This is a genomic window from Mesorhizobium marinum (assembly GCF_040813675.1).
Classification (GTDB): domain Bacteria; phylum Pseudomonadota; class Alphaproteobacteria; order Rhizobiales; family Rhizobiaceae; genus Mesorhizobium_K; species Mesorhizobium_K marinum.
Genome location: NZ_JBFOCI010000015.1, coordinates 1 through 2408 on the forward strand (window position 1 = coordinate 1; position 2408 = coordinate 2408).

Annotated in this window: 3 protein-coding genes; all 3 read left to right on the forward strand. The window is 56.8% G+C overall.

The features are described from left to right. The first annotated feature begins 62 nt into the window (after window positions 1-62). The 3 genes from ABUE31_RS22560 to ABUE31_RS22570 all read left to right on the forward strand — a co-directional run bounded on the left by ABUE31_RS22560 (window position 63) and on the right by ABUE31_RS22570 (window position 2333). Window positions 63-1052, forward strand: coding sequence for an IS1595 family transposase (locus tag ABUE31_RS22560; protein WP_367726013.1), 990 nt, complete (start codon window positions 63-65; stop codon window positions 1050-1052). A 250-nt stretch (window positions 1053-1302) separates the two neighbouring features. After that, window positions 1303-1581 (forward strand): hypothetical protein, encoded by a 279-nt coding sequence (locus ABUE31_RS22565; protein WP_367726014.1) that lies wholly within the window; start codon window positions 1303-1305, stop codon window positions 1579-1581. A gap of 107 nt (window positions 1582-1688) precedes the next feature. After that, window positions 1689-2333 carry a hypothetical protein gene (locus ABUE31_RS22570; protein ID WP_367726015.1) on the forward strand — a complete coding sequence of 215 codons (645 nt, stop codon included), beginning with the start codon at window positions 1689-1691 and terminating at the stop codon, window positions 2331-2333. Window positions 2334-2408: the final 75 nt, after the last annotated feature.

Here is a 2408-nt window from a genome sequence, read left to right on the forward strand (position 1 = left end):
CCTAATTATATACTTGACAAAAGTAGGGGGTGGACTCATAACGGAACCAAGGAGTTACCGTTATGGACATCACCGCACCGATCTACACCGACGCCGAGGCAGCCCGCGAGCACCTTGAGGCCATTCATTGGCCGCATGGTCCGAACTGCCCGCATTGCGGCAACATCGATCCGGCCAAGATCGCCAAGGTTGAGGGCAAGAAGCGCTCTCACCGTGCGGGCCTCTACTATTGCAACGAATGCAAGGGCACGTTCACCGTGACCGTTGGCACCGTTTTTGAACGCTCCAAAATCCCGCTGAACAAGTGGGTGCTGGCCTCGCACCTGATGGCCGCGTCCAAGAAGGGCGTTTCGGCTCACCAACTGCACCGCATGCTCGGCGTGACCTACAAGACCGCTTGGTTCATGGCTCACCGCATTCGTGAGGCCATGAAAGAGGACGTTACGTCATCCGGCCCGCTTGGTGGCGAAGGCAAAACCGTTGAAGCCGACGAAACCTACATTGGCAAGCGCGAGACGCCCCGCGAAATGTCTCCCCAGCGCAAGGGCCGTCCCTACACCAAGAAGGGCAAGGGTGGCGGCGCTCAGAAGCGTATCGTTGTCGGGCTGGTCGAGCGTGGCGGCAAAGCCCGCATGGTCCATTTGAACAACGCTACCGCCTCAACCGTGCGCGATGTGCTGGTGCGCAACGTTGACCGCAACTCGACGCTCTACACCGACTCGTCGCGCCTCTACACCCGTACTGGCGAGGAATACGCCACCCATAAGACCACCAATCATGCCGCTGGCGAATACGCCCGCCGCGAGGGCGATGTGGTTGTGCACTCCAACACCATCGAAGGCGTGTTCTCGGTGTTCAAGCGCGGCATGGTTGGTGTTTACCAGCATTGCGGCGAGGCTCACCTGCATCGCTACCTTGCCGAGTTCGATTTCCGCTACAATCGCCGCGCCGCGCTCAAGGTTTCCGACGCCGAGCGCGCCGATGACCTTCTGCGCAATGCCCGCGACAAGCGTTTGACCTATCGGCGGATTGGTGAAGCCCATCACGCCTAAGCAGAAGGCGGCTGCATTCAAGCGTTGGCGTAAGAAACGCGGCCTGTGAAAACCGAGCACGTCAGCATTTACTGCTTGCGGACTCGGTTCCGCTTCCGTTCCAATTGAAAAAGCGGCGGTGATTCGCAGTCACCGCCGCTGAATGCAACCAAGCCTACAGGGCGGCTCGGCGACATAGAACGATCACCAACCTACTCACTGCGGTGAACCCGTCAAGCTGTCCTGTGGCATCACACAAGGACTTTTTGGTATGGCGAATTTTATTGTCACCTACGACCTCAACGGGCCAAATCCGTCTCATAAACAGGTAGACGACCTGCTTGATACGGTTGGCGCGGAGCGAGGACGTATCCTTGAGACCGTCTGGTACGTTGGTTGGGCGGGCACGACCGGCCAGCTTCTTGATCACCTGAAGCCGTTGTTTTCGGGGGATGATCTTTTGTTCGTTGCCGAGATGAGCGAGGCAGCTTGGACGAACGTTCTTTTGGACGATCAAGCCCTCCTGAATGCTTGGCAGGCGAATCGCTAGGCGCTTTGGCACTACCTTTCCCGGTCTTGTGATCGGGAGGGGTCTTCAACAGGCGGCGAAGCACCTCGTCGCCCTTATCCTGGTCCTCATCTTTGAGAGATTTCGCCATGGAACCCTTCGCATCTCTTGAGCCGAATGTCAGAGCTTATGCGCTTGTCGGCTACTATCTGAACGGTTTCGGGATGATGGAACATGCCCTGAACGAATGCATCCGAAAGGCGCTCAAACTGGATTTCGCACAGGGCGTCATCGTAACACGAAACATGCAGTTCCGTAGCAAGGTGAATGTTCTCCGAACACTGATAAATCATGCCATCAGCGATCCCGACGAACAGAAGCGCTACGACAAGTTCGCCTTGGCAATCAGCGGTATGGGCGACGAGCGCAACATAGTTGCGCACGATTGGTTTGGCCCAGACGAGACCGGCGACGGTATCAGCTTCTTTGTGACCAAGGCCAAAGGCAAATTGGGATTCCCGGACATTGTTTGGTCGATTGAGCAGGTAGACGACAAACACAGCGCTCTATTGAAGGCAGCGGAAACGCTGAAGCTCTTGCAGCCGTTCTTCACAAAATCCGACCTCGTTAGGGCGCTCCTGCATGCCGGGAAGCAGCCCGCGCCCAATTCAATGATCGGCGAGCTAAGTCTCGGAGGGCTGGCAGACCTCCTGCCTCCATCAGATCAAGATTCCGACCCTCCAACGACCACTGAATCCACAAGTCCTCAAACGCCTGAAGAGCGTCAGGAGTAACCTCAGTCTCTAGTGCCGGCCTGTCGCCGTGTGCTTTAACCGAATCGTTCGCTTTTGTCATGTATATAATTAGGA

Bases quoted from the DNA above. Each gene is read 5' to 3' on its own strand.
- ABUE31_RS22560 (WP_367726013.1), top strand. From the start codon at position 63: ATGGACATCACCGCACCGATCTACACCGACGCCGAGGCAGCCCGCGAG.
- ABUE31_RS22570 (WP_367726015.1), top strand. From the start codon at position 1,689: ATGGAACCCTTCGCATCTCTTGAGCCGAATGTCAGAGCTTATGCGCTT.
- ABUE31_RS22565 (WP_367726014.1), top strand. From the start codon at position 1,303: ATGGCGAATTTTATTGTCACCTACGACCTCAACGGGCCAAATCCGTCT.